Source organism: Neorhizobium sp. PAMB6716, assembly GCF_058242805.1.
Genome location: NZ_CM177835.1, coordinates 3,109,900 through 3,130,846, shown reverse-complemented (window position 1 = coordinate 3,130,846; position 20,947 = coordinate 3,109,900). Strand labels below are relative to the sequence as shown.

The 20,947-nt window shown below is 59.4% G+C and carries 24 protein-coding genes; 12 read left to right on the top strand and 12 right to left on the bottom strand.

Going from position 1 to position 20,947, the window contains the following annotated elements; all coding sequences use genetic code 11:
- Together AC4CWH_RS15255 and AC4CWH_RS15250 are read right to left on the bottom strand one after the other, a co-directional pair.
- Entirely contained in the window at nucleotides 1-126 is a 126-nt protein-coding gene (locus AC4CWH_RS15255) for a hypothetical protein (RefSeq protein ID WP_491319394.1), read from the bottom strand.
- Nucleotides 123-875 carry an NAD(P)-dependent oxidoreductase gene (locus tag AC4CWH_RS15250; protein ID WP_491319393.1) on the bottom strand — a complete coding sequence of 251 codons (753 nt, stop codon included), beginning with the start codon at nucleotides 873-875 and terminating at the stop codon, nucleotides 123-125. The genes AC4CWH_RS15255 and AC4CWH_RS15250 overlap by 4 nt, the downstream gene beginning before the upstream one ends.
- A 278-nt stretch (nucleotides 876-1,153) precedes the next feature.
- On the opposite strand from AC4CWH_RS15250, the gene AC4CWH_RS15245 reads away from it, so the two are divergent.
- Complete coding sequence (locus tag AC4CWH_RS15245) at nucleotides 1,154-1,888, top strand: PRC-barrel domain-containing protein (protein ID WP_491319392.1); 735 nt, start codon at nucleotides 1,154-1,156, stop codon at nucleotides 1,886-1,888.
- Nucleotides 1,889-1,979: 91 nt separating this feature from the next.
- Here the strand turns inward: AC4CWH_RS15245 and AC4CWH_RS15240 are convergent, their stop codons facing one another.
- The 4 genes from AC4CWH_RS15240 to AC4CWH_RS15225 all read right to left on the bottom strand — a co-directional run bounded on the left by AC4CWH_RS15240 (nucleotide 1,980) and on the right by AC4CWH_RS15225 (nucleotide 5,799).
- Complete coding sequence (locus AC4CWH_RS15240; protein WP_491319391.1) at nucleotides 1,980-2,279, bottom strand: CcdB family protein; 300 nt, start codon at nucleotides 2,277-2,279, stop codon at nucleotides 1,980-1,982.
- Nucleotides 2,279-2,521 (bottom strand): type II toxin-antitoxin system CcdA family antitoxin, encoded by a 243-nt coding sequence (locus AC4CWH_RS15235; RefSeq protein ID WP_491319390.1) that lies wholly within the window; start codon nucleotides 2,519-2,521, stop codon nucleotides 2,279-2,281. Before AC4CWH_RS15235 ends, AC4CWH_RS15240 begins: the two co-directional genes overlap by 1 nt.
- A 61-nt stretch (nucleotides 2,522-2,582) precedes the next feature.
- Nucleotides 2,583-4,433 (bottom strand): translation elongation factor 4, encoded by a 1,851-nt coding sequence (gene lepA, locus AC4CWH_RS15230; protein ID WP_491282890.1) that lies wholly within the window; start codon nucleotides 4,431-4,433, stop codon nucleotides 2,583-2,585.
- A 106-nt stretch (nucleotides 4,434-4,539) separates the two neighbouring features.
- Nucleotides 4,540-5,799, bottom strand: coding sequence for an MFS transporter (locus tag AC4CWH_RS15225; RefSeq protein ID WP_491319389.1), 1,260 nt, complete (start codon nucleotides 5,797-5,799; stop codon nucleotides 4,540-4,542).
- Nucleotides 5,800-5,993: 194 nt separating this feature from the next.
- On the opposite strand from AC4CWH_RS15225, the gene AC4CWH_RS15220 reads away from it, so the two are divergent.
- From AC4CWH_RS15220 to AC4CWH_RS15210, 3 genes are all read left to right on the top strand, one after another.
- Nucleotides 5,994-6,581, top strand: a complete 588-nt coding sequence (locus tag AC4CWH_RS15220) for a helix-turn-helix domain-containing protein (protein ID WP_491319388.1) — start codon at nucleotides 5,994-5,996, stop codon at nucleotides 6,579-6,581.
- A 27-nt stretch (nucleotides 6,582-6,608) separates the two neighbouring features.
- The gene (locus AC4CWH_RS15215) at nucleotides 6,609-7,127 is read left to right on the top strand and encodes a GNAT family N-acetyltransferase (protein ID WP_491319387.1); all 519 of its coding nucleotides are present in this window, start codon (nucleotides 6,609-6,611) and stop codon (nucleotides 7,125-7,127) included.
- Between the two features lie 68 nt (nucleotides 7,128-7,195).
- A complete protein-coding gene (locus AC4CWH_RS15210) occupies nucleotides 7,196-7,369 on the top strand; it encodes a hypothetical protein (RefSeq protein ID WP_491282887.1) in 174 nt (57 codons plus the stop codon).
- Nucleotides 7,370-7,405: 36 nt separating this feature from the next.
- Here the strand turns inward: AC4CWH_RS15210 and AC4CWH_RS15205 are convergent, their stop codons facing one another.
- Together AC4CWH_RS15205 and AC4CWH_RS15200 are read right to left on the bottom strand one after the other, a co-directional pair.
- Entirely contained in the window at nucleotides 7,406-7,714 is a 309-nt protein-coding gene (locus tag AC4CWH_RS15205; RefSeq protein WP_491282886.1) for a hypothetical protein, read from the bottom strand.
- Nucleotides 7,715-7,872: 158 nt separating this feature from the next.
- Nucleotides 7,873-8,970 carry a TRAP transporter substrate-binding protein gene (locus tag AC4CWH_RS15200; protein WP_491282885.1) on the bottom strand — a complete coding sequence of 366 codons (1,098 nt, stop codon included), beginning with the start codon at nucleotides 8,968-8,970 and terminating at the stop codon, nucleotides 7,873-7,875.
- Nucleotides 8,971-9,203: 233 nt separating this feature from the next.
- On the opposite strand from AC4CWH_RS15200, the gene mbfA reads away from it, so the two are divergent.
- Complete coding sequence (mbfA, locus tag AC4CWH_RS15195; RefSeq protein ID WP_491319386.1) at nucleotides 9,204-10,187, top strand: iron exporter MbfA; 984 nt, start codon at nucleotides 9,204-9,206, stop codon at nucleotides 10,185-10,187.
- A 133-nt stretch (nucleotides 10,188-10,320) separates the two neighbouring features.
- Here mbfA and AC4CWH_RS15190 read toward each other — a convergent pair whose 3' ends face one another.
- Entirely contained in the window at nucleotides 10,321-10,887 is a 567-nt protein-coding gene (locus AC4CWH_RS15190) for a transglutaminase-like cysteine peptidase (RefSeq protein ID WP_491285472.1), read from the bottom strand.
- Between the two features lie 234 nt (nucleotides 10,888-11,121).
- A complete protein-coding gene (locus tag AC4CWH_RS15185; RefSeq protein WP_491319385.1) occupies nucleotides 11,122-11,919 on the bottom strand; it encodes an alpha/beta hydrolase in 798 nt (265 codons plus the stop codon).
- 182 nt (nucleotides 11,920-12,101) lie between these two features.
- On the opposite strand from AC4CWH_RS15185, the gene infC reads away from it, so the two are divergent.
- The 5 genes from infC to pheT all read left to right on the top strand — a co-directional run bounded on the left by infC (nucleotide 12,102) and on the right by pheT (nucleotide 17,168).
- Entirely contained in the window at nucleotides 12,102-12,638 is a 537-nt protein-coding gene (gene infC / locus AC4CWH_RS15180; RefSeq protein ID WP_491285469.1) for a translation initiation factor IF-3, read from the top strand.
- A 213-nt stretch (nucleotides 12,639-12,851) separates the two neighbouring features.
- Nucleotides 12,852-13,055 carry a 50S ribosomal protein L35 gene (rpmI, locus tag AC4CWH_RS15175; RefSeq protein ID WP_491282882.1) on the top strand — a complete coding sequence of 68 codons (204 nt, stop codon included), beginning with the start codon at nucleotides 12,852-12,854 and terminating at the stop codon, nucleotides 13,053-13,055.
- 39 nt (nucleotides 13,056-13,094) lie between these two features.
- Nucleotides 13,095-13,499 carry a 50S ribosomal protein L20 gene (gene rplT, locus AC4CWH_RS15170; protein ID WP_491282881.1) on the top strand — a complete coding sequence of 135 codons (405 nt, stop codon included), beginning with the start codon at nucleotides 13,095-13,097 and terminating at the stop codon, nucleotides 13,497-13,499.
- 141 nt (nucleotides 13,500-13,640) lie between these two features.
- Entirely contained in the window at nucleotides 13,641-14,726 is a 1,086-nt protein-coding gene (gene pheS / locus AC4CWH_RS15165; protein WP_491319384.1) for a phenylalanine--tRNA ligase subunit alpha, read from the top strand.
- Nucleotides 14,727-14,741: 15 nt separating this feature from the next.
- Nucleotides 14,742-17,168, top strand: a complete 2,427-nt coding sequence (pheT, locus tag AC4CWH_RS15160) for a phenylalanine--tRNA ligase subunit beta (protein ID WP_491319383.1) — start codon at nucleotides 14,742-14,744, stop codon at nucleotides 17,166-17,168.
- A gap of 741 nt (nucleotides 17,169-17,909) precedes the next feature.
- Here the strand turns inward: pheT and AC4CWH_RS15155 are convergent.
- Nucleotides 17,910-17,996, bottom strand: a complete 87-nt coding sequence (locus AC4CWH_RS15155) for a small membrane protein YohP (protein WP_489667229.1) — start codon at nucleotides 17,994-17,996, stop codon at nucleotides 17,910-17,912.
- 634 nt (nucleotides 17,997-18,630) lie between these two features.
- Here AC4CWH_RS15155 and AC4CWH_RS15150 point away from each other — a divergent pair.
- Together AC4CWH_RS15150 and AC4CWH_RS15145 are read left to right on the top strand one after the other, a co-directional pair.
- The gene (locus tag AC4CWH_RS15150; RefSeq protein WP_491319382.1) at nucleotides 18,631-19,596 is read left to right on the top strand and encodes a retron St85 family effector protein; all 966 of its coding nucleotides are present in this window, start codon (nucleotides 18,631-18,633) and stop codon (nucleotides 19,594-19,596) included.
- Nucleotides 19,589-20,545 carry a retron St85 family RNA-directed DNA polymerase gene (locus AC4CWH_RS15145; RefSeq protein WP_491319381.1) on the top strand — a complete coding sequence of 319 codons (957 nt, stop codon included), beginning with the start codon at nucleotides 19,589-19,591 and terminating at the stop codon, nucleotides 20,543-20,545. Before AC4CWH_RS15150 ends, AC4CWH_RS15145 begins: the two co-directional genes overlap by 8 nt.
- A gap of 119 nt (nucleotides 20,546-20,664) precedes the next feature.
- On the opposite strand, the gene AC4CWH_RS15140 is transcribed toward AC4CWH_RS15145, so the two are convergent.
- On the bottom strand, nucleotides 20,665-20,823 hold the full coding sequence (locus AC4CWH_RS15140) for a hypothetical protein (RefSeq protein WP_491282875.1): 159 nt from the start codon (nucleotides 20,821-20,823) through the stop codon (nucleotides 20,665-20,667).
- Between the last annotated feature and the right edge of the window lie 124 nt (nucleotides 20,824-20,947).

The following is a 20,947-nucleotide window of genomic DNA, read 5'->3' as shown; positions in this document are numbered from 1 at the left end:
TCACTCCTTTGGCAGATCTGTCGCCGCACGCACCATGGTGGCGAGGTCCGCCTCGCCATGGCCTGCGCGTTGCGCCTCCTCGAAACTTTCCAGTGCTGCCCGAATGGCCGGCAGGGAAACATTCAACTGCTCGGCAAGACCTGCGACAACGCGGGCATCCTCACCACGCCAGACAGCGAAAAGCCGACCGCATCACTGTCCCCGCGGATCACCGGCAGGCGGGATTTGAGCGCCGGGCTTTCGGTCGGACTGCTTTCCAGAAAGCGCAGCATGGTCTCGCGGCTGAGGCCCGCGGCCTGGCCGAGCTGCAGCGCCTCCTTCAGCGTCTGCCAGAGGCCGAGCAGCATCATGTTGTTGACGAGTTTTGCCGCAGCACCCTGGCCGAGCGGCCCGATATGATGGATCCGGTCCGACAGTGCCTCGGCCACCGGTTGAAACCGACGAAAATCCTCGTCCGCTCCACCGATATAAAGCCCGATGAGGCCTTGAAGGACCTGCTCCGGCCCGCCGGAGACCGGTGCATCAATGGCGCGCGCGCCGGCTGCTTCAAGGGCGCCCACATGGCGGCTCAGTGTCTTGGGGCTGACGGTGCTCGTCTCGACGATCAGCCGCCCGGCAAGCTCTCCGGTGTCGACAAGTGCGCAGAGGATGGAGGACACGGCAGCATCATCCATCAGGGAGAGGATCAGGATGGTTGAGGAGGCCGCAAGTTGCCGCAGATCCTCTGCGCGGGCAATACCGAGCGCCTTTGCCCGGGCCGGATCGATGCCACTCCGGCTCCAGCCGGTCACGGAAAAGCCCTCGGCCGCCAGCCGCCCGGCCATGGCGCTGCCCATGCGGCCGAGCCCGATAATGCCGATCGTTTCACGCGTCATGCCTGCCCCTTTTGCTCTCTCACCTCAGCTGCCCCGCTCCAGACGACGGGCTCATCTGTTGCACGCCGCCTGGCTGGATGCATCAAGACATAACGCCAACGCGCAAAGTTCGCGATAACGGATTTTTTCTGGACTTCGAGGCGCCAGACACGGCGGATATGGATGCCGCCGTTCGCTGCCTGACCAAAGCTGATCCTTCGCTTTAGTCAAAAAATGTCGGAACAACGCTGGCGTGCAGGGGTTAGCCAACCAGTGCAAATGAAACATGGAGGAAACTCATGACACGCAAGCTTATCGCCGCATTGGCTCTTTCGACCGTCCTGCCGTTTGCCGCAATGGCGCAGACCACAACGGCACCTGTGACACCCGCGCAGTCAGCCAACCAGAATAACGCCCGTGGTGGCGTGGCCACCACGGACCGCATGACCGAATCCACCACCGCTGGCCCGTTCGTCACAGTTCCGGGGCAGGGCGCCTGGCGCTTCAGTGATCTGGAAGGCAAGGCCGTCTATGGCGCCGAAGGCGAAAGCATCGGCGATATCAACGATGTGCTCGTCAGCCAGAACGGCAGTGTTAATGCCGTCATCATCGGCGTCGGCGGCTTCCTCGGCATCGGTGAAAAGGATGTCGCCGTGGATATGAGCGCATTGCAGCTCGGCCCCGGCATGTCACAGGACGAGGCAAACGCGGCCGCTGCCCAGTCGAACGCCGTCTCCAATGAAACCACGGCGGCTACCCAGCCCGGTGCTGCGACAACGCCCGGCGCCACGCCGCCAGCTGCGGGCACCGCACGCACCACGACGGATCCGGCCGGAACCGGCATGGGCGCCGCAAGCAACCAGACGGCCGCTCCGGGTGCTGCAACGTCGAATAACACCGACACCACGCAAACGGCCAACAACGACGCCGCCCAGATCGGCGACGATGGTTTGCCGCAGCGCATCGTGCTCAACGTGACACGCGAACAGCTGCAGGACGCACCGGCCTTCGAAGGCATGACGCCTGCCCGTTAACGTGCCATCCGGGTCGGAGGGGGGACGCTGCCGTTCCTCGCACCTTTCAAGCCCCGCAGGTCAGCCCTGCGGGGTTTTTGCCGTATGGGCGTCAAAACCCCTGGAACAGGAAATCGGTTGCTGCCGTGATGTCATCGGCCCGCGCAGAGAGATCGGCGACGGCCATGCCCAATTCTCTCATGGGAACTGAGGCCAAAAACTCCGTCATCATCACGTAGCGCATACCGTCAATCTCGAAGCGAGGATTGAGACGGGCGACGAGAGTTGAGACATCATCGGCGAGCACGAGGGGTGCCATGACGCGGGTCTGTAACCCATCGAAGAGGTTACTTTGGAGGTCGATGGCCAAAGCCCCCTGGTCATCCATGCGATAGACCTTGAAACGCGCCATCAGAACTGCCGGTATTTGGCGAGCGGCAGCCCGTGCTTCTCCACGTAATCATTCGCCGCCTTGATCGCCTCGGCGTTCTCGATCTTCCACAGGCGCTCTTTTTCAGCCTTCACGGCCCGCGCGATTCCGTCGGCTGCGGCCTGCGACACATCAAGCTTCAGGTCGCGCGCTTCCAGAAGAAGCCGCTCGTCCACTTCAACGACATTGGAAATGCCATTCTGCTTGCGCGATGTCTGTGCCACGGCTGCTCCAGCCTCCCTGTGAGAGGCTGGATTATGCGGCAGATATTTTGGCTTGAGAAGCCTATTCGTCGCTCATCTTCAGCGCTGCGATAAACGCTTCCTGCGGAATTTCCACCTTGCCGAACTGGCGCATGCGCTTCTTGCCGGCCTTCTGCTTGTCGAGAAGCTTGCGCTTGCGGCTGGCATCGCCGCCGTAGCACTTTGCCGTCACGTCCTTGCGCATGGCCGATATGGTTTCGCGCGCGATCACATTGCCGCCAATGGCAGCCTGGATCGGGATCTTGAACATGTGGCGCGGGATCAGGTCCTTCAGCTTCTCGCACATGTCGCGGCCGCGCTTTTCCGCAGCCGTCCGGTGGACCAGCATGGAGAGGGCATCGACGGGCTCGCCATTCACCATGATCGACATCTTGACGAGGTTGCCCTCGCGGTAGGCATCGAGATGGTAGTCGAAGGAGGCATAACCCTTGGAGATCGACTTCAGGCGGTCGTAGAAATCGAACACCACTTCGTTGAGCGGCAGCTGATAGGTCAGCATGGCGCGCTTGCCGACGTAAGTGAGTTCGGTCTGGATGCCGCGACGATCCTGGCAAAGCTTCAAAATGCCGCCGAGATAGTCGTCCGGCGTGAGGATCGTCGCCTTGATCCACGGCTCGTGGATTTCCGAGATGCGCACCACATCCGGCATGTCGGCCGGGTTGTGCAACTCGCGCTCGCTGCCATCAGTCATGAAAAGCTTGTAGACGACCGAAGGGGCGGTTGCGATGAGATCGAGATCGAATTCGCGCTCGAGGCGTTCCTGGATGATTTCCAGATGGAGGAGCCCAAGGAAGCCGCAGCGGAAACCGAAGCCGAGTGCGGCAGACGATTCCATTTCGAAGGAGAAGGAGGCGTCGTTCAGGCGCAGCTTGCCCATGGCCGAACGCAGGTCTTCGAAATCGGCCGCATCGACGGGGAAAAGGCCGCAGAACACCACCGGCTGCGCCGGCTTGAAGCCCGGCAGCATGTTGGCGGTCGGGCGCTTGTCTTCGGTAATGGTATCGCCGACGCGCGTATCGGCCACTTCCTTGATCGAACCGGTGAAGAAGCCGATTTCGCCAGGGCCGAGGCTGTCCACGGCGAGCATTTTCGGCGTCAGAACGCCAACGCGTTCCACGTTGTATTTGGCGTCGGTGCCCATCATGCGGATCACCTGTCCCTTGGTCAGCACACCGTCGAGCACGCGCACCAGAACCATGACGCCAAGATAGGTATCGTACCAGCTGTCGACCAGCAGCGCCTTCAGGGGGCCCTTTTCGCCGACTTCGCTCTTCGGCGCCGGCAGCTTGTGGACGATGGCTTCGAGAACATCGGGAATGCCAAGGCCGGTCTTTGCCGAGATGAGAACGGCCTCAGACGCATCGATGCCGATGACTTCCTCGATCTGTTCCTTGATGCGCTCGGGTTCTGCGGCCGGCAGGTCCACCTTGTTCAGGACCGTGACGATCTCGTGATTGTTGTCGATCGCCTGATAGACGTTGGCCAGCGTCTGGGCTTCCACGCCCTGGGAGGCATCGACCACCAGAAGTGAACCTTCGCAGGCCGACAGCGACCGCGAGACTTCATAGGCAAAGTCGACATGGCCGGGCGTGTCGATGAGGTTCAGCACATAGGTCTCGCCATTGTTGGCCTTGTAGTGCAGACGCACCGTCTGGGCCTTGATGGTGATGCCGCGCTCGCGCTCGATATCCATCGAATCGAGAACCTGTTCCGACATGTCGCGCTCGGCAAGACCGCCGGTCGATTGGATCAGGCGGTCGGCCAGCGTGGATTTGCCATGGTCGATATGGGCGACAATGGAGAAATTGCGGATATGGCTTAAGGGCGTGCGATCGGTGCTCATGGTCGCGCATATAGCAGCGGCCCGTTTCATCGCCTAGCGGGAAAATAAGCCATGGCGCGCGAAAACACCGGCTGAGCAGCAGATTCTGGCGGTATCGAGGGGAAAATGCACCCTGCGCGTCAGCTGCCGGCGGTGCTCATGGTCCGGTGACACCGGCATCCGGATCGGTCATCGTCGCAGCATTTGGCACCTGCGCGCTGCGCAGTTCGAAATTCTCGCGCTCGGTGGAGGGCACCGGGTCGCGCTCGTTGAGGCGCCAGAGCACGAAGACCCCATAGGCTGCCGCCACCAGCATGGCGGCCAGAATGAAGGTTTTTTGGCCAAGCGCCGGCGTCAGCGCCGTCACGGTAAGCGGCACGACGGTTGCCGCCGCCGACCAGGCAACCAGCAACGTGCTTGACAGCGGCACGTAATCCTCCGGGTCGGCGCGGTCGTTGGAATGGGCATTGGCGATGGAATAGATCGTCTCGATGGCGCCGCCGAACACCAGAAACACGATCATCAGCACCAGCATCTGGGTAAAGGACGCAAAGAGGGCGGCGAACGCAGCGCAGACGATGAGGACGCAGGTGATCAGAAGCACACGGCGCCGGTCGATGATGTCGGAGAGAATGCCGAGCGGATATTGCACGAAGAGAAGCCCGGTCTGCATCACGAACATCAGCAGCGCCACCTGCGTCTGCGACACGTCGTTGACGGCGGCATAGATCGGCACGAACCCCTGCACCACCATGGAGAGGCCCCCGGAAGCGAGCACACCGATGAGGCCGACCGGCGAAATGCGCCAGGCCATGCGAAGATCGACATTGACCCGGGCCGGCGCCGGCGGGTTGGGCAGGCGGGTCAATCCGATCGGCAGTATAGCAAGGGCGGTAAACAGCACCGTCAGCAGTGGTGTCAGGTTGCCGATGGTGGAAATCTGGCCGAACAGCCAGGCGCCGCAGCCAAGCCCCAGCACATAGGCCATGTAAAAGAAGGACATCGCCCGTCCGCGCCAGGCATTGGAGGCGGCATGGTTCAGCCAGCTCTGGGCGATGATGAAATTGCAGTTGGCAGCGGCGCCATAAAGTCCGCGCGCCAGAATCCACCAGCCGACCGACAAGCCTGAGGCGATGATGACGGCGGCGATGATGACAAAGGCCATAGAGCAGGCAAAGAGCCGCGCATGACCGACGCGGCGGATCAGCGGTCCAGTCACCACGCAGCCGACAAGTCCGCCGAAGGCAACGGCGGTGACGGCAGCCCCCGGCGCCCAGCTTGCCGCTTCCGAACGGGCCAGCATGAAGGGGCTATAGGCGAACATCAGCCCGCTTCCGACGGCCGCCGTCGTCATCGACAGAACGATGCTGGCAATCGAGAGCGGTGATGTTGTGCCGGAGGCGGGCTTGTCGTGCATAAAAACTCCATGAGCAGGCGCACAACGAGACCGCACGACGGGGCGCACAAATCCGGGAGCTTGGCCCTAGTCTAGCGAGAGGAGCGGGGTGCTGGCTATCGCGAAAACGTCGGCCGCCCGCTCTTCACCGGCAAGAGCAGATATCCACTATAAGGACTATTGACTCCACTATAAGAGAAATGCAGGATCGGCCTATGGAAAAGACTGATCAGGAATTCGAGGGTGCCATCGGCGAGCGGCTGAAATCGTTGCGGCTTGGCCAAAACTTTACGTTGGACCAGCTTGCAAGTGCTGCCGGCGTCAGCCGCGCGATGATTTCACGGATCGAGCGGGGGGAGGCGAGCCCGACAGCTGCGCTGCTGGCGCGGCTTTGCGAGGCGCTGGGCCTGTCGCTGTCGGCCTTTTTTGCGCCCGATGCGCCGGATCGCTCGCCGCTTTCCCGCCGAACGTCGCAACGGCTCTGGCGCGATCCGACAACCGGTTATCTGCGCCGTTCGGTCTCGCCGCCCGGAACGCCGTCACGGGTCGATATCGTCGAGGTGGAGTTTCCGCCCGGTGCTCGCGTCAGTTTTCCGCCGCGCCCGGAAAGCCGGTTCATGACGCAGCATGTCTGGCTGTTTGCCGGCGTGCTCGACATGGAGCTGGAAAATGAAACGCATCGGCTTCAGCCGGGCGATTGCCTGTTCATGGATATCGGCGATGCCTTTGCCTTCTTCAACCCGTCGGATGAACCCGCCCGCTACGCTGTCATTCTTGATCGCGGCCCAAATTCCAACCGCTAAAACCTTCACAACAAAGAGATTTCTTCTATGACCACGATCCGTATTGTTGATGCCGAAACCGCAGAGCACGCGCTGGATGACCTCTGCGAGGTTTTGTCCGATTGCATCAATGGCGGCGCTTCGCTCGGCTTCATGCTGCCGTTCCAGCCGCAGGACGGGCGCGAGTACTGGCGCGGTGTCGTGGACGCCGTGCGCTTGGGCCAGACGATCCTTGCCGTCGGCGAGGTGGAGGGCCGGGTGGTGGGCACCGTGCAGGTGGGTCTTGCCTCCAAACCCAACCAGCCCCATCGCGGCGACCTGATGAAGCTGCTTGTGCATCGCGATGCGCGTGGCCTTGGCCTGTCGCGCAAGCTTATGGAGGCGGTGGAAGAGGAGGCCGCCCGGCGTGGCCGCTCATTGCTTGTGCTCGACACCGCAACCGGCAGCGACGCGGAGGCGATCTATCCGCGCTTCGGCTGGCAGCGCGTCGGTGTCATCCCGGATTATGCACTCTGGCCGCAAGGCGGCTTCTGCGGCACCACGCTGTTTTACAAGCGCATTGGCTAGAAATTGCGGAACCTCGTCGGCCTGTCGTGGTTAGACTTGTTCAACTCCCGAAAACAATGGAGGCGAACATGACCAAGACCGATATCAAGGCCCAGCAGGAACGTGCCAAGGCGCAGGTGGAAAATACCAGCTCCGGCGGCCATCTGGGCGGCACCTATTACGGGCAGGAGCCGGACGGCAAGACCACCAGCGACAATGACAGGGTGGGCTCCAAGGCGCGGCCAAACAACGGCAATAACTGATTGCCTCCGGCCGCTTTCGACAATTGAAGACGATCTTTACGGCCGAGGCCCTGCGCAGAGTGGGGCCTCACTGCTGCCTGGTGTTCTGCTGCTTGAAAAGCGGTCGGCGGCACTTCCGGCAACCTTGGCTTTTTCCGCGAGCCGTGCGGCAAGCACCGAAAGTTTGTCCGGATCGGTCAACCCCATGCGGTAAAGGCGCAGCACGATGCGCGCGACCTTTTCTGTCTCCGTCCGGCTCGTTTTGCTGGCGCAGGAAAACAGCACGGAGCGGATGACCGTGTCGATCACCGCAAAATCGCTGGGAACCAGAATGTTCGGGTAAAACCGCACGTCCGGATGAGGCATGGTTCTCTCCGTTTCAAGCCTCCAGCATAGGCAAGGAGGCACATGGCGCAATATCAAATGTTAAAAAGACTGCCCCGGCCGAGCCTGCTGCAGGCATAAACGGAAACGGCGGCCCCCTTCCGGGAACCGCCGCCTGCTGTTGAAGTGCTTCAATTTTTTCAGAGATTGCCGTTGCGCTGCTGGATCATCATGAAGGTGTCGAAGCTGTAATCGGCCACCTGCAGCCAGAGGTAACCGTCCTTCTTGAACGCCTGCTGGCTGTCATAGATCTTCTTGAAGGCCGGGTTTTTGGCAGAGATTTCGGCATAGGTTTCCTGCGCTGCCTTGTAGCAGACGTCGAGAATGTCCTGGCTGAACGGCTTCAGCACGGCACCTTCCGCCACCAGCTGGCGCAGCGCCTTGGCGTTCAGCGCATCATAGCTTTCCAGCATCAGGGCGTTTGCGCGCGCGCAGGCATCCGTCAGCACGCGCTGGTAACGCTTCGGCAGGGCATTGAATTTTTCGAGGTTGAAGAAGGCGTGAACCGTCGGGCCACCTTCCCACCAGGCGGGGTAATAGTAATACTTCGCAACCTTGTAGAAACCGAGCTTGTGGTCGTCATAGGGGCCGACGAATTCGGTCGCGTCGATCGTGCCCTTTTCAAGCGCTGCGTAGACATCGCCGCCGGCAATCTGCTGCGGGGTCACGCCAACCTTGCTCATCACCTGGCCGGCAAGGCCTGCAATGCGCATCTTCAGGCCCTTCAGGTCGTCAACGGTCTTGATTTCCTTGCGGAACCAGCCACCCATCTGCGCGCCGGTATTGCCGGCGGGAAGCGCATAGAGGTTATGGCCGGCCAAAAACTCGTTGAGCAGCGCCGTGCCGCCGCCGACCGAGAACCAGGAATTGGAAAGGCGCGCATTGAGGCCGAAGGGAATGGCTGTGCCGAGCGCAAAGGTCGGATCCTTGCCGACGTAATAATAGGCGCAGGTATGAGCCATTTCCACAGTACCGGCGGCCACCGCATCGGCAGCCTGCAGCGGCGGCACGATTTCGCCGGCCGCAAAGGTCTGGATCTGGAATTTTCCGTCCGTCGCTTCCGAGACGCTTTTTGCAATCTCCGTCGAAGAATTGAACAGCACGTCGAGGCTCTTCGGGAAGGAAGAGGTCAGACGCCAGGTGATCTCGGGGCTTTCCTGCGCGATGGCGGGGGCGGCAAGGGCTGCGGCGCCGACACCGGCAACGCCGGCCTGGCGAAAGAAGGATCTGCGGTTCATGGCATTCGGCCTTTGATTTCATGACAATGCGGGCATGCTTTCGACGCCCCTAAACCATTTTGTTGCAGTTCCTGCAAGGAAAAATGGCAAAAGATTGCGCAGTGACAACCCTGTTCGGACGGTTCGTTTCGCGCGGTGGGGCTGTCTGCGAACAGCGATTTTAAGGCTCCTGCGGGGTTGAATTTTACCCGCCATCGAATTAGATTAGAATAATTCTAAAAAGGATCACCACTATGTTCGAGATGTTTCGCGCCAGCGGACGCCGTGCCTTCGAGACGTTGAGCGAGGCCGAAATCCTGGCGCTTGCCATTTCCTCCGAAGAAGAGGATGCGCGGATCTACCAGTCCTATGCGGCGTCGCTTGCCGAGCGTGCGCCGGATTCGGCCAAGGTGTTTCGCGATATGGCGGAAGTTGAACAGTCGCACCGCAATATGCTGATTGGCCAGTTCCGCCGGCGTTTCGGCGAGGACATTCCGCTGATCCGTCGCGAGCATGTGCGCGGTTTTTACCAGCGCCGGCCCGACTGGTTGATGACAAACCTGTCGCTGGACACCATTCGCGCCCAGGCCGAACTCATGGAAGAACAGGCGTTTCGCTTCTATACGCAAGCGATGAAGCGGGTGAACGACGCCTCGACCCGCCAGTTGCTCGGGGATCTGGCGCTGGCCGAGCAGGGGCACGGCGAAATCGCCCAAATGCTCGGCGACAAGCACACGCCGGAAGAGGTGCGCGAGGCAGAAACGGCGGGCGAACGTCGCCAGTTCATCCTCACCTATGTGCAGCCGGGGCTTGCCGGCCTGATGGACGGATCCGTCTCGACACTTGCACCGATCTTTGCGGCAGCCTTTGCCACCGGCGATACCTGGTCGACCTTCCTCATCGGCCTGTCGGCCTCCGTCGGCGCCGGTATTTCGATGGGCTTTACGGAAGCGGCCCATGATGACGGCAAGCTGTCGGGCCGCGGATCGCCGCTGAAGCGCGGTCTTGCCTCAGGTATCATGACCGCCGTCGGCGGCCTCGGCCACGCGCTGCCCTACCTCATTCCGCATTTCTGGACCGCCACGATCGTTGCCGCCATCGTCGTCTTTTTCGAATTGTGGGCGATCGCCTTCATCCAGAACCGCTTCATGGAAACGCCCTTTTTACGCGCCGTTTTCCAGGTCGTGTTCGGCGGCTCACTGGTGCTTGCCGCTGGCATTCTGATCGGGCACGCGTGAAGAGCGACGGCGCTGAGCGAAAGCGAAGGGCCGGGCGCAGCCCAGCCCCAAGACTGCTGCCCCTCCAAAACAAAAACACCGCAAACGAAAATGGCCGGCATCACGCCGGCCATGTCGTATCAGGCTCGAACAATCAGCGGACGGCGCCAACCACGATTTCGCGGCCATCCTCGATGGTCACCCAGCGGCCTGTGTTGAACGAGGCCTGACGCTTCAGGTAGGTGTAGGGCGTCTGGGTCCAGAGTTTTACGTCGTCGTTGAGGTTATCCAGAATGAAATCGCCTTCCGAGGTCCGCACCGTCAGAACCGCGTGGCCTTCGCCATCGGGCTTGCGCACCACGGTGATCAGCAGGTCGGCCAGCGAAAAACCGCGCTCGGAAAGCTCCTTGCGCTTCTGCAGCACATAATCTTCGCAGTCGCCGGCATCGACGGGGTAGGCCCAGACTTCCTCGCGGCCATAAACTTCCATGTCGGTGCGGGCGGTGATGCGGGAATTCACCGAGCTGTTGATCTCGTGGATGGCCTGCCAGCCGTATTCGGTCACTTTTGGCGCGGGCGAGGAGGCAAAGCGAATGTTGCACTCATCCTTGTGCAACTGGCAGAATTCGTAATGGCCGATGGGCTGGGAGGTGATGTTGCCCGTCACCATATGCGAGGTCGGTTGCGGGGCCGGAACCGCAGCAGTCGCCGGCGCAAACATCGCAATGAGCAGCAACGCAACGTGCCGCGCCTTCAGGGCATTTATCATGGATCCGTCCCTCTAAATCCTAACAAAAGGTTAAGGCCCGAGAGGCGGGAGTGTCAATTATGAACAGAGTCTTAACAGCGGCGCTCTGCATTTATGGTTAAGATTGCGGCTTTTCAGTCGCAGCTTATGGACGAGTGGCCGCGCGGCAGTTTCAACTGCCGCCGGTCTCATTCCCTGAACGCCTTCTCAGACAAGGGCTGCGATGGCCGCGCGCATCCGCTCGATATCCTGTGGCCGTGACAGGCGGTGGTCGCCGTCGCGCACCAGCGTCAGCACCACGTCGTCTGCCGGCAGGTGCTCGATCAGCGTCAGCGCATGTTTGTATGGCACATCGGCATCCTGCATGCCCTGCAGGATGTGAACCGGGCAGCCGGTCTCGATAATACCGGTCAGCACCCGGTTTTCCCGGCCGTCCTCGATGAGGGCGCGGGTAAAAATGTTCGGCTCGGGGCTGTATTCGGAGTGTTCCTCGAAATAACCGCGTTCCTCCAGGGAACGACGTTCAGCATCGCCAAGCGCCAGTTCGATCAGTGCGCTGGTAAAATCCGGTGCCGGGGCGATGAGAACCATGCCGCTGACCTTCGGCGCGTCAGCGCGGCGCTTCAGTTCCTGAACGGCCCGCAGGGCAATCCATCCCCCCATGGAGGAGCCGACGAGGATGACCTGGCGGGCCGGAAAGGCAGCAATCGCGGCAAGGCTTTCCTCCAGCCATCGGCTGATCGTCCCATGTCGAAATTCGCCGCCGGACTGGCCATGGCCGGAATAATCGAGCCGCAGTGCCGCAAGGCCAAGTTCTGCGGCCTGCCGGTCCATCTCCAGCGCCTTGGTGCCTGTCATGTCGGAGCGATAGCCGCCGAGCCAGACGAGCATGGGGCCATCATTCCCGTTTGCGGCCTTGCGGTGAAGCATGGCAATCGAGCGCACGTCATCCGGCTGACCTACCTTGATGTGCGAAAGTTCGGCCGGCTGCAGGTCGTTTGTCATGGCGTTCTCCTCGATACTATTGATGCGCCTATAAAACAGATTCGCGAAACGCCGACAGCAGGTGATTTCCTGTGCAGACTATGCTATTGACTTCGCCGCAGCGTTGACGACATTGACCCGCAATCGTGCCTGGCGCCGATGCACGCCGCTGCATTTCGAAATAATTCGAGGAGAATACGACCATTCGCAGACCTTTCAAAGCCGACGCTCCAGTCAAGGACGGGCCGCGCTCCAACCGGGAAATCCGCGTACCTCGCGTTCAGCTGATCAACGCAGAGGGCGAAAACCTCGGCCCCGTGCCGACAGATCAGGCGCTCAAGATGGCGGAAGAGGCCGGTCTCGACCTGGTCGAGATTTCGCCTAACAATGATCCGCCGGTGTGCAAGATCCTCGATCTTGGCAAGCTGAAATACGCCAACCAGAAGAAGGCGGCCGAAGCGCGCAAGAAGCAGAAGATCGTCGAAATCAAAGAAATCAAGATGCGCCCGAACATCGACACCCATGATTATGAGGTGAAGATGAAGGCGATCCTGCGTTTCTTCGAAGACGGCGACAAGGTTCGCGTCACGCTGCGCTTCCGCGGTCGTGAAATGGCCCACCAGGAACTGGGCATGAAGCTTCTGCTTCAGGTCAAGGAAGACACGGCAACGATTGCCAAGGTGGAAGCGGAGCCCAAGCTCGAAGGCCGCCAGATGATGATGGTGCTGGCCCCTCGCTGAGGCCGGCACTTTTTTGAGAGCCGCTCGTGGGGGCGCACAAGCCCCCCGTTTGCCGTGCCCCTTAAAACCCCGTGTTCCCCCATTGCGCTTTTAACCGCCTGTCGGTATAAGCGCGCGTCCGAACGGTCCGGCAGGGCATGCCGTGGCCGTTCTCGAATAGCTTGAAATCCGCCATTCGTCAGCGGGTTTCGATACAAGATATGGAGTAGCAAAATGCCCAAGATGAAGACGAAATCGGCTGCCAAGAAGCGGTTCAAGATCACGGCGACCGGCAAGGTCGTTGCGGCTGCCGCCGGCAAGCGCCACGGCATGATCAAGCGGTCCAACAAGTTCATTCGTAACGCTCGCGGTACGATGGTTCTGGCCGAACCGGATGGCAAGAAGGTCATCAAGAACTACCTGCCGAACGGTCTCTGAGACCCTTTCGCTTTTTGGATCAGTTAAGGAGATCATGACATGGCACGCGTAAAACGTGGCGTAACTTCCCGCGCCAAGCACACCAAGACCCTCAAGGCAGCCAAGGGCTTCTACGGACGCCGCAAGAACACCATACGCGCCGCTAAGGCGGCTGTGGATCGTTCGCGCCAGTTTGCCACCCGCGACCGCAAGGTCAAGAAGCGCAATTTCCGCGCTCTCTGGATCCAGCGTATCAACGCTGCCGTTCGCGAATTCGGCCTGACCTACGGCCGCTTCATCGACGGCCTGAACAAGGCCGGCATCGAAGTGGACCGCAAGGTTCTCTCCGACATGGCCATCCATGAGCCGGCCGCTTTCGGCGCGCTGGTCGAAGCCTCCAAGAAGGCTCTCGAGTACCTCAAGGATGCCGGCACCACCAACGAGTTTGAAAGCGCGGTCAAGTAACCAGCGCTTCCCAAGCTTATTGCTTCACTGATTTGGGAAACCCGCGCTGGTCTGGGCTGGCGCGGGTTTTTCATGTTTTATTCGCCGTCGCGCTTCCGGCAGGCTTGGCCAAACCCACCCGATCTTCACACGGAAACCATCATGTCCGATCTGGAAAACCTGAAGACCTCGCTTCTTGCCGAAATCGCCGCTGCCGCCGACGAACCGGCCATCGAGGCAGTGCGTGTGGCAGCCCTTGGCAAAAAGGGCTCCGTTTCCGAGCTGCTGAAGACACTCGGTTCGATGACGCCGGAGGAACGCCAGAGCCGTGGTGCCGCGATCAATGCGCTGAAGACCGAAGTGACCGAGGCGCTTGCCGCCCGCAAGACGGTTTTGCGCGAGGCCGCGATCAACGCACGGCTTGCCGCCGAAACGCTCGACGTGACCCTGCCCGTGCGCTCCTCGCCGGCTGAACGCGGCCGCATCCATCCGATCAGCCAGATCGTTGATGAGATCACCGCCATCTTCGCCGACATGGGTTTTTCCATCGCGGAAGGCCCCGATATCGAGACCGACTATTACAACTTCACGGCGCTGAATTTCCCGGAAGGCCATCCGGCCCGCGAGATGCACGACACCTTCTTTTTCCAGCCGGACGAGAATGGCGAGCGCAAGGTTCTGCGCACCCATACCTCGCCGGTGCAGGTGCGCACCATGGAAGCCCAGAAGCCGCCGATCCGCATCGTCATTCCCGGCAAGACCTATCGCCAGGACAGTGACGCCACCCATTCGCCGATGTTCCATCAGGTCGAAGGCCTCGTCATCGACAAGAAGAGCCATGTCGGCAATATCCGCTGGGTGCTCGAAGAGTTCTGCAAGGCCTTCTTCGAGGTGGACAATGTCACCATGCGTTTTCGCCCGTCCTTCTTCCCCTTCACCGAGCCGAGCTTTGAGGTGGACATCCAGTGCGACCGCTCGTCCGGCCCGATCGTCAAGTTCGGCGAAGGCACTGACTGGATGGAAATTCTGGGCTGCGGCATGGTGCATCCGAACGTGCTGCGCGCCGGCGGGCTCGATCCCGACGAATACCAGGGTTTTGCCTGGGGCATGGGGCTCGACCGCATCGCCATGCTGAAATACGGCATGCCTGACCTGCGCGACTTCTTCAACGCCGACGTGCGCTGGATGAGCCATTACGGTTTCCGCCCGCTCGACATGCCGACGCTGTTCGGCGGTCTGAGCGCGTAAAGAGGAGATAGATCGATGAAATTCACACTCTCCTGGCTGAAGGATCATCTGGAAACGGATGCGACCCTCGATGCGATCTGCGAACGCTTGACGGCCATTGGCCTTGAGGTCGAGGATGTCGATGACAAGGCGGCGTATAAGCCGTTTGTCATCGCCAAAGTTCTCTCGGCCGAAAAGCATCCGTCCGCCGACCGGCTGAAGGTGTTGATGGTGGATGCCGGCGGCGACAAACCGGTGCAGGTTGTCTGCGGTGCGCCCAATGCGCGGGCCGGTCTCGTCGGTGCGCTGGCGCGGCCGGGCACCTATGTGCCGGGTCTCGATGTGACGCTTGCTGTCGGCAATATTCGCGGTGTCGAAAGCCACGGCATGATGTGCTCCGAAAAGGAGCTGAACATGTCCGAGGCCCATGACGGCATTATCGACCTGGCCGAGGATGCGCCTGTCGGAACGTCGTTTGCCGCTTATGCCGGGCTTGACGATCCGATCATCGAGATCAACCTGACGCCGAACCGTCCCGATTGCACGAGCATTTTCGGCATCGCGCGGGATCTGGCGGCGTCTGGCCTTGGCACGCTGAAGCAGCCGAAGGCGCCGGATTTTGCCGTGTCCGGCGAAACGCCGGTCGAGGTCAAGATCGATCTCGACGACGAAAAGCTGTGCCCCGGTTTTGCGCTGCGCCTCGTTCGTGGTGTGAAGAACGGCCCGAGCCCGGCCTGGATGCAGACGCGCCTGAAGGCCATCGGCCTTCGCCCGATCAATGCGCTGGTCGATATCACCAATTACATGACCTTCGACCAGGGCCGGCCGATGCATGTGTTTGATGCGGCAAAGGTTGCCGGCAACCTCACGGTGCGCCGGGCAAACGAGGGCGAGGAAATTTTGGCGCTCGATACACGCACCTACACGCTTTCTCCCGCCAATGTGGTGATTGCCGATGATAACGGCGTCGAATCCATCGGCGGCATCATGGGCGGCGAGCATTCCGGCTGCGATGAAAACACCATGGACGTGCTGATCGAATCGGCCCTGTGGGACCCGATCAACATCGCCAAATCCGGCCGCGCGCTCGGCATCATCACCGATGCCCGGTACCGGTTCGAGCGCGGTGTTGACCCCAATTACATGATGCCGGGGCTGGAGCGCACGACGCAGCTGGTGCTGGATCTCTGCGGCGGCACCGCGGCAAAAGCCAAAGTTGCCGGCTACAAGGGTTATGACGCCCGGCTGGTCGATTTCCCCTTTTCCGAGGTGAAGCGCCTGACGGGGCTGAATGTCTCCGTCGAGGAGAGCCAGAAAATTCTCACCGCCCTCGGCTTCGAGATCGTTTCGGGCGATGAGGCGCGGGCAACCGTTGCCGTGCCCTCCTGGCGCCCGGATGTGGATGGCAAGGCCGACCTCGTGGAAGAGGTCATGCGCATCCACGGTGTGGACCAGATCCGCCCCGAGCCGCTGGAAAGCCAGGGTGCCGTCAATGGCCGCATCCTGACGACGCTGCAGATCCGCACCCGCACGGCAAAACGCGCACTTGCCTCTCGCGGCATGCTGGAAGCCGTCACCTGGTCGTTCATTCCGGAAGATCAGGCAAAGCTGTTTGGCGGCGGCAAACCGCAGCTGAAACTGGCAAACCCGATTGCGGCCGACATGTCGGACATGCGCCCCTCGCTTCTGCCGGGCCTCTTGACGGCGGCCCAGCGCAATGCCGACAAGGGTTTTGGCGATGTAGCGATCTTCGAGGTGTCCGGCACCTATGAGGGCGACACACCAGAGGCGCAGCGGCGCGTGGCGGGCGGCATCCGTCGCGGCACGGCCTCGCTTGCCGGCGCTGGCAAATTCTGGTCGAACGCAGCCAAGGGCGGCGGAAAACCCGTCGATGTCTATGACGCCAAGGCCGATGCGCTGGCCGTGATCGAGGCCTGCGGGCTTCCCATGGGCAATGTGCAGGTGGAGCAGGGCGGCCCCGCCTGGTATCACCCCGGCCGTTCCGGCACGATCAAGATGGGCCCGAAAGTGGTGCTTGGCCATTTTGGCGAGTTCCACCCGAACACGCTGTCGGCCCTTGATGTCTCCGGCGCGCTCTGCGGTTTCGAGGTCTATCTCGATGCCATGCCCGAGCCGAAGAAGAAGGCGACCCGCACAAAACCGGCGCTCGAACTGTCGCCCTTCCAGATGGTGAAGCGCGATTTCGCCTTCGTGGTGGACCGCACGGTGGACGCCGGCGCCCTCATCAAGGCCGCCACCACGGCAGACCGCAAGCTGGTATCAGGCGTCTCGGTGTTCGACGTGTTCGAAGGCGCATCGCTTGGCGAAAACAAGAAATCGATCGCCATCGAGGTGCTGATCCAGCCCGTCGACAAGACGCTGACGGACGAGGATTTTGATGCGCTGACGAAAAAGATCGTCGCCAACGTTGAAAAATCGACCGGCGGCATTTTGCGCGCCTGAGGTTTTGTCTCAGGTGACATCGCCATCCCCGGATGGCGTTTAAGCCTATCGTGCGCCCCTCTGTTCGAAAGAAGAGAGGGGCGTTTTTATGCGCGCTGCGGCGCGCGGCCTTTCGTTTCAAGCTCTGCCAAAGAACGGGCATGCGGATTGATGATGCGCAAAAAAGGCCATGCAACTGCTGCCACGCGGCGGAAAAAGCCCGTGTTCAAAGAGAATGCAGACCGGGCGCTGAAAGCTGCCTCGTATGATTTTATTATAAGTGACACCTTTCAGCGCCCCGTTCAGCGGTTTTTGCTCGCGCGTGGGGTCCCTCTGCCTGACGAGAGATTCTTGGGGTTTTTGCCATCGCCGCACTCCCATAAGTCGGGAGCGAACAGCGGGCGATGAAACCCAAAAACCTCCCGCCCCATGTGTGCCGCACAGACACGCCCGGCGCGCTTGCTGGGAGATGAAACGGCAAGGCCTGTCCGGGGCCTGCCATTTCCCCCGTGTCGCCGGAGGGAGACCAATTTCCGCGAACCCGGTGCATGAGGTTTTGCGTCACCCCCTCATGCCCCGCGCCGGCCCCGCATCGCCAGAACGCCTTCTGGTGTATCCGCTGCGAGACGAGGGCATTGTAGATGAGGGTGTGGGGGGTGAGGATAATGGGGGTGGGATTTATTTTTCGGGCCGCGGTGCCGGCAGGTTTTTGTCAGCCGGTCGTGGCTTCGCCACGCGTGAAAACGAGCGATATGCAGCCTGTTAAAAAATCAGCTTCAGCAGCAGGACGACCACGATTAGCCCAATGAGAAAAATCACTCCGACGGTGCCACCGATGAACTTCAGCATGTTGTCTCCTGCGATATGATGCGATCTGGCCGCCGGGTAAACCGTGCCGAGCGCGCTTTGGGGTCTATGTCAGGCAACTGGTCGGAGGGGGATTGGTTCCATCAGGGGGCAGAGGGCAGGGCGGTTTCGGCAATAGGGATCTTCCGGTGGTCTGCTCTTTCCCATGTCGCGGGGAGACCAATTGCTGTGAATAGGGAACACTTGGTTTTGCGTCGATATGCCCCATGCCCGGCCAGATCCCGCATCGCCAGAACGCATTCTGGTTTATCCGCTGCGAGACAGCGCATTGTAGGGCAGAGTGTGGGGAGGCATGATGGGGTGGGGATTCTATTTTTGGAGACGTGGCTCTTTGGGCCACCGTTCTCAGCGAGAGAGGAGAGTATTCGCGTCATCGTATTCATGACTTCATGATGCAAATACGTGAATGATTATTGACACTCCGACGCTGACCATGAATATTGAAATTGCTTTACGCGGATAGGCTTACAAGCCTTGTCGGGCGCTTCGCCAGACATGTACTTATTGAACGATAATGGCGTCTCGGATCGGACTCGGTTTTCCTTGACCCTTTGGGCCGCTCACTCGTTCGCTTCAAGAAAAACCGAGTCCAATCCGAGACTCTCAAAGGTAAAGCGTGAGTTTCCTCGACTTAACAGGCGAGCTTCTGGGAAAGATTGACTTCGAGAAATCGAAGATCGTTCAGCCTCAGAGGCTCGTATTTGTCTGTGGAGGACAAAAGAGTGACAACCCTAGCGCCCCTACATCAATGCGGGAGATACTGCTTGCAAAAGCAGCTTTAGGAAATTCTGGCTACATAGGGCCGTCAAAGGTAATTCTAGCGGAGGCTGCTGTAAATTTTCTAGCTAGAAGTAGTTTCAGCAACCTTTTAGATTTGGAAAGATTTATTGCAGCTGCTGTTCATGCAGTTATTCTGATCGTGGAGAGCCCGGGATCAATGTGTGAACTCGGCGCTTTCGTAATGGCGCCGGAGATTCGCGAGAAGCTTATTGTGGTTATGCAAAGTGACCATATGCCTCGAGCCTCATTCATCACAACTGGCGCAATCAAATATTTTGAGGAGAATCAGCAGGACGCACAAATTCAAGGGTACGATTGGAAAATTGACCCAGAGACACGTGTTATCGATATACCAGACTTTGCTATTGAAGAAATGTTGAAGCAATTGCCTGAGGCGATGGATCGCGTCCACACTGTACACGCTACAGAGCTATTTAAAGCAGATTTAGATGGGCACCTCATATACCTCACGCTTGCTTTTTGTCATCTTCTCCGAGCCGCGAAGCAGATCGATATTAAGCGATGTTTTGAATTTTCATCTATTGATATTTCAGAGAAAAAGTTAAGGCATTGTGTGGATATTCTTCAGATTTGTGAACTTCTGAAGTCCATTCGGCATGGAAAACTCGATTATTACGTCGCTCTTGTTGATAAAATACCGCTTGAAATTGCTTTTCGTGACGGAACAGCTGCTAGAGATCGAAGTACTTCGCGTTGGATAACTCGAATTGTCGAGGAAATATCCAAGGATACCGAGGAAAAATTTCGCATTGAAATGTTTAAGGGGCATCGTGATGATTAGCCCTCCCCCAAAGCTCATTCGGGACTGTGCAAACAGTCTTGCTCTTACGGTCGGCGAACTGGCCACGATCGCAAAGACGGCTCCAAAACGATATTTCGTTTGGGAGGTAGACAAGCGCTCAGGAGGCGGGAAACGGACACTTTGTCATCCGGCGCGCGAGCTGAAAAATGTTCAATATTATTTTCTGCACGATGTGCTGATGGATCTCCCAATCCATTCGGCGGCAATGGCTTACGTTGCAGGGGGGTCAATAAAGAAGAACGCGGAGGCCCATAAGGGTTCGCGCGTAATAATGAAAATCGATTTCGCTGATTTCTTCAATAGTTTAAAAGTCGGAAATTGGACGCGTTTTGCTTCAGAGCATTTTCCGGATTGGTCAGAGGAAGAATTGGACTTCAGCCGCCACATACTTTTTTGGGGTGCGGGCACTTACAGTCCAAAATGTTTGGCCATCGGGTCGCCAACATCGCCAATTTTATCAAATGCAATGTTGTATGAAGTAGATATAGTTTTGTCAAAATATGCTGAAAGTCGGAACATAAAATACACAAGATATGCCGACGACATAACTTTTTCTTCTAAAGGCTGGTTGGACTATGAGGAAATCCTGAAAACTGTCAGAGATGCACTATCGGAGGCGCGTAACACGTCGATAACGGTCAATCGCGGCAAGACTATTTTGCTGTCAAAAAAATACTCCCGACGTGTGACTGGTCTGGTGCTCACCCCGGACAGCAAGGTGTCTTTGGGCCGTGAACGTAAGCGACTTATAACCGCCATGGTACATCGAGCTGAACTCAACACTCTGATTTCCGAGGATTGGGCGAAACTGGCCGGGTTGCTCGCATTTGCAGCTGATGCCGAGCCGGAATTCATCGTACGGCTTAAAAAGAAGTATTCAGCAGAACTCGTGCAATTAATTTTGCGGCACGGGCCTAGAATTGTGTGAATTTCCAGTCTCAGTCCCAAACATGGCGTTGTGTTGTACAACGTATCAAAGATGCCGCCCCCGCCTGCCGGCACCTTCTCCCCGTGGGGGAGAAGGGGGCACGCGGTTGGTGGCTGCGGTCAGAGGCTGACGCGGCGGCCTTCCTTGTCGGCGTTCTTGCGGTCGCTGCCGTGCTTTTCGAGGATCGCCTTGGCATCTTCCACGGAAATGCGGTGCTTCTTGGCGAAGGCAACGGGTTCATAGGCTTTTTGCGCGTCTGCGGCTTTCGGGTCTGACATGATCTGTCTCCAATGGTGAGGGCGCCGGCGGGGTGCCGGTTTGCCTCGGGGTGCGTACCTCGGAATGTGTGTCGAGGGAGTTTTTTGGGCGCGCCCGGTCAAGATGCAGGTCGCGCGCGAAAAA

Coding starts and splice junctions, on each gene's coding strand:
- AC4CWH_RS15145 (WP_491319381.1), top strand. CDS start 19,589: ATGATTAGCCCTCCCCCAAAGCTCATTCGGGACTGTGCAAACAGTCTT.
- mbfA (WP_491319386.1), top strand. CDS start 9,204: ATGTTCGAGATGTTTCGCGCCAGCGGACGCCGTGCCTTCGAGACGTTG.
- AC4CWH_RS15185 (WP_491319385.1), bottom strand. CDS start 11,919: ATGACAAACGACCTGCAGCCGGCCGAACTTTCGCACATCAAGGTAGGT.
- AC4CWH_RS15245 (WP_491319392.1), top strand. CDS start 1,154: ATGACACGCAAGCTTATCGCCGCATTGGCTCTTTCGACCGTCCTGCCG.
- AC4CWH_RS15220 (WP_491319388.1), top strand. CDS start 5,994: ATGGAAAAGACTGATCAGGAATTCGAGGGTGCCATCGGCGAGCGGCTG.
- pheS (WP_491319384.1), top strand. CDS start 13,641: ATGTCCGATCTGGAAAACCTGAAGACCTCGCTTCTTGCCGAAATCGCC.
- rplT (WP_491282881.1), top strand. CDS start 13,095: ATGGCACGCGTAAAACGTGGCGTAACTTCCCGCGCCAAGCACACCAAG.
- pheT (WP_491319383.1), top strand. CDS start 14,742: ATGAAATTCACACTCTCCTGGCTGAAGGATCATCTGGAAACGGATGCG.
- AC4CWH_RS15190 (WP_491285472.1), bottom strand. CDS start 10,887: ATGTTTGCGCCGGCGACTGCTGCGGTTCCGGCCCCGCAACCGACCTCG.
- lepA (WP_491282890.1), bottom strand. CDS start 4,433: ATGAAACGGGCCGCTGCTATATGCGCGACCATGAGCACCGATCGCACG.
- AC4CWH_RS15250 (WP_491319393.1), bottom strand. CDS start 875: ATGACGCGTGAAACGATCGGCATTATCGGGCTCGGCCGCATGGGCAGC.
- AC4CWH_RS15215 (WP_491319387.1), top strand. CDS start 6,609: ATGACCACGATCCGTATTGTTGATGCCGAAACCGCAGAGCACGCGCTG.
- AC4CWH_RS15210 (WP_491282887.1), top strand. CDS start 7,196: ATGACCAAGACCGATATCAAGGCCCAGCAGGAACGTGCCAAGGCGCAG.
- AC4CWH_RS15225 (WP_491319389.1), bottom strand. CDS start 5,799: ATGCACGACAAGCCCGCCTCCGGCACAACATCACCGCTCTCGATTGCC.
- AC4CWH_RS15240 (WP_491319391.1), bottom strand. CDS start 2,279: ATGGCGCGTTTCAAGGTCTATCGCATGGATGACCAGGGGGCTTTGGCC.
- rpmI (WP_491282882.1), top strand. CDS start 12,852: ATGCCCAAGATGAAGACGAAATCGGCTGCCAAGAAGCGGTTCAAGATC.
- AC4CWH_RS15140 (WP_491282875.1), bottom strand. CDS start 20,823: ATGTCAGACCCGAAAGCCGCAGACGCGCAAAAAGCCTATGAACCCGTT.
- AC4CWH_RS15200 (WP_491282885.1), bottom strand. CDS start 8,970: ATGAACCGCAGATCCTTCTTTCGCCAGGCCGGCGTTGCCGGTGTCGGC.
- AC4CWH_RS15155 (WP_489667229.1), bottom strand. CDS start 17,996: ATGCTGAAGTTCATCGGTGGCACCGTCGGAGTGATTTTTCTCATTGGG.
- AC4CWH_RS15205 (WP_491282886.1), bottom strand. CDS start 7,714: ATGCCTCATCCGGACGTGCGGTTTTACCCGAACATTCTGGTTCCCAGC.